This window comes from Brevundimonas sp. (genome assembly GCF_019636155.1).
In the GTDB taxonomy this organism is placed as follows: domain Bacteria; phylum Pseudomonadota; class Alphaproteobacteria; order Caulobacterales; family Caulobacteraceae; genus Brevundimonas.
This window is the reverse complement of the sequence record NZ_JAHBYB010000032.1, coordinates 1-4,517: the sequence shown is the minus strand read 5'-3', so window position 1 is coordinate 4,517 and position 4,517 is coordinate 1. Positions and strand designations below refer to the sequence as shown.

At 69.2% G+C, this 4,517-nt stretch carries 3 protein-coding genes; 1 reads left to right on the top strand and 2 read right to left on the bottom strand.

Features of this window, described 5'->3' with window-relative positions; translation table 11 throughout:
• Positions 1-40 precede the first annotated feature (40 nt).
• Positions 41-922 (top strand): hypothetical protein, encoded by an 882-nt coding sequence (locus KF910_RS14145; RefSeq protein WP_292259022.1) that lies wholly within the window; start codon positions 41-43, stop codon positions 920-922.
• A 7-nt stretch (positions 923-929) separates the two neighbouring features.
• Here the strand turns inward: KF910_RS14145 and KF910_RS14140 are convergent, their stop codons facing one another.
• On the bottom strand, positions 930-2,096 hold the full coding sequence (locus KF910_RS14140) for a class V aminotransferase (protein ID WP_292259021.1): 1,167 nt from the start codon (positions 2,094-2,096) through the stop codon (positions 930-932).
• Between the two features lie 83 nt (positions 2,097-2,179).
• Positions 2,180-4,517, bottom strand: a 2,338-nt coding sequence (gene secA / locus KF910_RS14135; RefSeq protein ID WP_292264049.1) for a preprotein translocase subunit SecA, incomplete at its 5' end; no start/stop codon positions are given.

The following is a 4,517-nucleotide window of genomic DNA, read 5'->3' as shown; positions in this document are numbered from 1 at the left end:
GTTAACCTCTGCGAATGGTGAAGCTGGAGGCCGCGTTCCGATGCGTCGGTTTTTCGTCTGGTCGGCCCTGTCGGCCCTGATCGGCCTGCTGCTGGCGGGCGGGGGCTACTGGGCCTACTGGAATTTCTACGCCCGGTTCCAGCCGGTGACCCTGACCCGCCACCAGGCCGAGATCCAGCGCCTGCTGGACGAGGCGTCGTGGGTGTCCGGCGGCGGCGGCGGCCAGCCCCTGTATGTCGTCGGCTATCGCGACAGCGCCGCGACCCAGGCCTATGAGCAGGAGGAGGGCCCCAAGCTGCGCGCCGCAGGGGTGGAGACGCGGGTCGTCCTATTCGCCCGCCCGGACCGCGAGGGCCTGGCCCAGTCCACGGCCGCCGAACGCGCCACCATCGCCGAGCTGTGGCTGAGCCGCGACTGGACCCTGTATCAGCGCTGGACCGCGACCCCCAGCCGCCAGTGGACCGCCGCCGGCGTGCCCGCCGCCGACGGCAACCTGGCCCGTTCGGCCGTGGTCGAGGCCAGCCGCCAATTCTCCGACCGGCTGGGCGGCCTGCTGCGCGACGCGGGCGTCTCCACCCGCTATCCGCTGATCATCTGGCGTGACCGCGAGGGCTTCCTGAAGGCCTGCGCCTGCACCGACAAGCGGTCCTGGGCCTTCATCCGCGACGACCTGGACGCGCCCGACCGGCTGGAGCCCGCGCCTGTGGCCGATCCGGACGCTCCGGCGCCCTTCGTGGCCCCCGGAGACGGGGCGCCCGAAAGCCTGTCCTATCCGACCCTGGCGCCGATCCCACCGGCCGGCGCCGTCACCGACCCCACCGTGACGCCCGAAACGTCGAGCGCCCCGCGCGCGCCGACCCCTCGCGCCGCGCCCCGACCGGCGCCCGAGCCCAAGATGCAGGAAGATTCGACCTTCTTCTGAGGCCGGCTCAGGCCAGGGCGCGGGCGCAGGCGGCGATCAGCCGCTGAACATCGGCCTCGTCCTGATAGGGGCCGAAGCCGAAGCGGATCACGTCGTCCCGCACATCGGACACCACGCCCTGCGCCAGCAGCGCCTTCTGCCAGGCGCCGGCCCGCGGATGCCGGAAGGCCAGGAAACGGGCCCGCGGGCCCGGACCCTCCACCGGGTTCAGCAGTGCGGCGTCCGACAGCCGTCCCGCCGCCCCGGTCGCGACGGCGTCGCAGAAGCGGATCATCAGCCCGCGCGCCTGTTCGGCCATGACCGCCGTGGTCAGCCCCTCGCGCGCCATCATCCGCCGCACGGCGTTGAAGCGGTAAAGCGGCGTCACGTCGAAGGTCGCGCCCCAGAAACGGCCGCCGTCGGTGCGATAGCCGACCCCGCCCGGCGGGCCTTCCAGATCGCCGAACTCGGCGAACCAGCCGGTCACCACCGGCCGCGGGCAGAAGCCCGGCGGGGCGTGCAGGAAACAGGCCCCTTCTCCAGCCATGGCGTATTTGTAGCCTCCGGCCAGGTAGAAGACGCGGTGGGCGACGCCGGACAGGTCGGTCGGGGCGGCCATGAAGCGGTGGTATCCGTCGATGACCACCCAGGGCCCGGCCGGATCGGCCAGGGCGGCCAGGGCCTCCACCGCGTCGAAGGTCTGGCCGGTGCGGAAGAAGACCTGGCTGACCAGGATGATGTCGAACCCGCCGCCCCGCGCCTGGGCCAGGAAGCGTTCGGCGAAGGTGTCGAAGGGGGCCAGGGGCGTGCGGGTCACCACCGCCTCGCCCGCCTCTTCCCAGCGCTGGGCCTGGCGGCGGAAGGAATGGAACTCGCCATCGGTCGACAGGATGCGGACTGGCCGCCGCGGCGCGCCGGAGACCAGGCGCACGATCAGGTCGTGGGTGTTGGGCGAGAAGACGAGGCTGGCCGGATCGGGCAGGCCCAGTTCCGCCGCGACATGGCCCTGGGCCTCGGGGATCACCTCGCCGAACACCAGATCCCATTTGCGGTCGGCGTGGCGGTTGGCGTCTTCCCAGGCCGCCATCTGGCCCTCGAAGGCGGCGTCGGGCCACAGATGGTGGCTGTGGGCCGCGAAATGCAGCCGATCCGGCGCCAGCGCCAGGGCGCGCGAAAACAGGGGCTTCCAGCTCATGTCCCAGCCTTAATCCCTGCGCCGCCCCGCGCCAAACCCCCGCGCTCAAGCAGCGAGCGTCCGCGACGCGAGCGTTAGCGCCCTTAAATGAGCGCCCCGTGGCAGTGCTTGAACTTGCGGCCAGAGTTGCACGGGCACAGGGCGTTGCGCGGGGTGCGCTCCCAGCCGACGGGCAGGGCCCCGACCGGCAGGCCGGCGCGATCGTCGCCCTGAAGCGCGCCTTCCGGCAGCTGGGCCATCGGGTCGTTCATCTCGTTCTCGCCGGTGCCGGGGTTCAGGTGGATCTCCTGGAACTCGGGCAGTTCGGGCGGCGGCTGGAAGCGGAACTCCACCGTCATCAGCCAGCGCGTGACGTTGTGGCGCAGGTCGTACAGCAGGGTCTCGAACAGGTTGAAGGCTTCGGTCTTGTATTCGTTCAGCGGGTCGCGCTGGCCATAGCCGCGCAGGCCGATGACCCCGCGCAGGTGATCCAGGTGGGTCAGGTGCTCGCGCCACTGCATGTCGATCATCTGCAGCAGGAACTGCTTCTCCAGGCCGCGAGTCTGTTCGGCGCCGACCAGTTCCAGACGTTCGGCGGCGCGGGCGTCGGCGGCGGCGGTGATCCGCTCCTCGATCTCCTCGTTCGAGACGCCCTCCTCGGCGGCCCAGTCGTGCAGCGGCAGGTCCAGGCCCAGGGTCTCCCTGGCCTTTTCCTTCAACCCGTCGATGTCCCACTGTTCGGCATAGGCCTTGGGCGGCATATAGCGCTCGACCAGGTCGGCGATGACGTCGGTGCGGAACTCGCCCACCAGTTCGGACAGGTCCTCGGCGTCCATGAACTCCTGGCGCTGCTCGAACACGGCCTTGCGCTGGTCGTTCACCACGTCGTCGTATTTCAGCAGGTTCTTGCGCATGTCGTAGTTGCGCTGTTCGACCCGCTTCTGCGCCGTCTCGATGGCCTTGTTCAGCCAGGGGTGGGTGATGGCCTCGCCCTCTGCCACGCCGAAGCTGCGCATGATGGCGTCCAGCCGGTCGCCGGCGAAGATGCGCAGCAGGTCGTCCTCGCAGGACAGGAAGAATTTGGAGGTGCCGGGGTCGCCCTGACGGCCGGTGCGGCCGCGCAGCTGGTTGTCGATGCGGCGGCTCTCGTGCCGCTCGGTGCCCAGGACGAACAGGCCGCCGGCGGCCAGGGAGACGGCCTTCTTCTCCTCGATCTCGCGCTTGATCTCGGCGGTCTTGTCGGCCTCCATCTCGGGAGTGACCTCTATGGCCAGGTTGCGCTGTTCCTGGCGCCAGCCCTGCAGCCGCATCTCCAGGTTGCCGCCCAGCTGGATGTCGGTGCCGCGGCCGGCCATGTTGGTGGCGATGGTCACCGCGCCCGGCAGACCCGCGTCGGCGACGATATAGGCCTCCTGTTCGTGCTGACGCGCGTTCAGGACATTGTGCGGAATGCCGCGCAGCCTGACCTCGTAGCGGATGTCATAGGCGGCGTCCCCGGCCTTCTGGGCCTCCTTGTCGCGGCCCGCGAACTCGGTCTTCAGGGTGCGGCTGACCTCGACCTTGTGCTCATAGGTCTTGAGCAGTTCCGACAGGGCCTCGGACTTCTCGATCGAGACGGTGCCGACCAGGATCGGCTGGCCGGCCAGGTGGCGCTCGGCGATCTGGGCGCAGATGGCCAGGTTCTTCTCGGCCTCGGTGCGATAGACCTCGTCGTCGTGGTCGATGCGCTGGATCGGGCGGTGGGTCGGCACCTCCAGCACGTCCATCTTGTAGATGTCGTGGAATTCCTGGGCCTCGGTGGCGGCCGTGCCGGTCATGCCCGACAGCTTGGAATAGAGGCGGAAATAGTTCTGGATCGTCACCGAGGCCAAGGTCTGGTTCTCGGGCTGGATCTTGACGCCTTCCTTGGCCTCGATGGCCTGGTGCAGGCCCTCGGACAGGCGCCGGCCCTGCATCATGCGGCCGGTGAACTCGTCGATCAGCATGATCTCGCCGGCGCGGATGATGTAGTCCTTGTCGCGCGTGTACAGGGTGTTGGCGCGCAGGGCCTGGTTGGTGTGGTGCACCAGGCTGACGTTGGCGGCGTCGTAGAGGTCGGTGGTGTCCGGCGCCAGGTGGCCGGCGGCGGTCAGCATCTCCTCCATCCGCTCCGAACCCAGTTCGGTCAGCAGGGACTGGCGCTGCTTCTCGTCCAGCTCGTAGGTGTCGGGATCCTTGATCAGCTCCTTCACCATCCCGTCCAGGATCATATAGAGGTCCGAACGGTCCTCGGTCGGGCCCGAGATGATCAGCGGGGTGCGGGCCTCGTCGATCAGGATGGAGTCGACCTCGTCGACGATGGCGAAGTGGTGGCCGCGCTGGACCATCTCGCGCCGGTCATAGACCAGGTTGTCGCGCAGATAGTCGAAGCCGAACTCGTTGTTGGTGCCGTAGGTGATGTCG

Excerpts from the sequence above, each read along its gene's own strand:
- KF910_RS14145 (WP_292259022.1), top strand. The coding sequence starts at position 41 with ATGCGTCGGTTTTTCGTCTGGTCGGCCCTGTCGGCCCTGATCGGCCTG.
- KF910_RS14140 (WP_292259021.1), bottom strand. The coding sequence starts at position 2,096 with ATGAGCTGGAAGCCCCTGTTTTCGCGCGCCCTGGCGCTGGCGCCGGAT.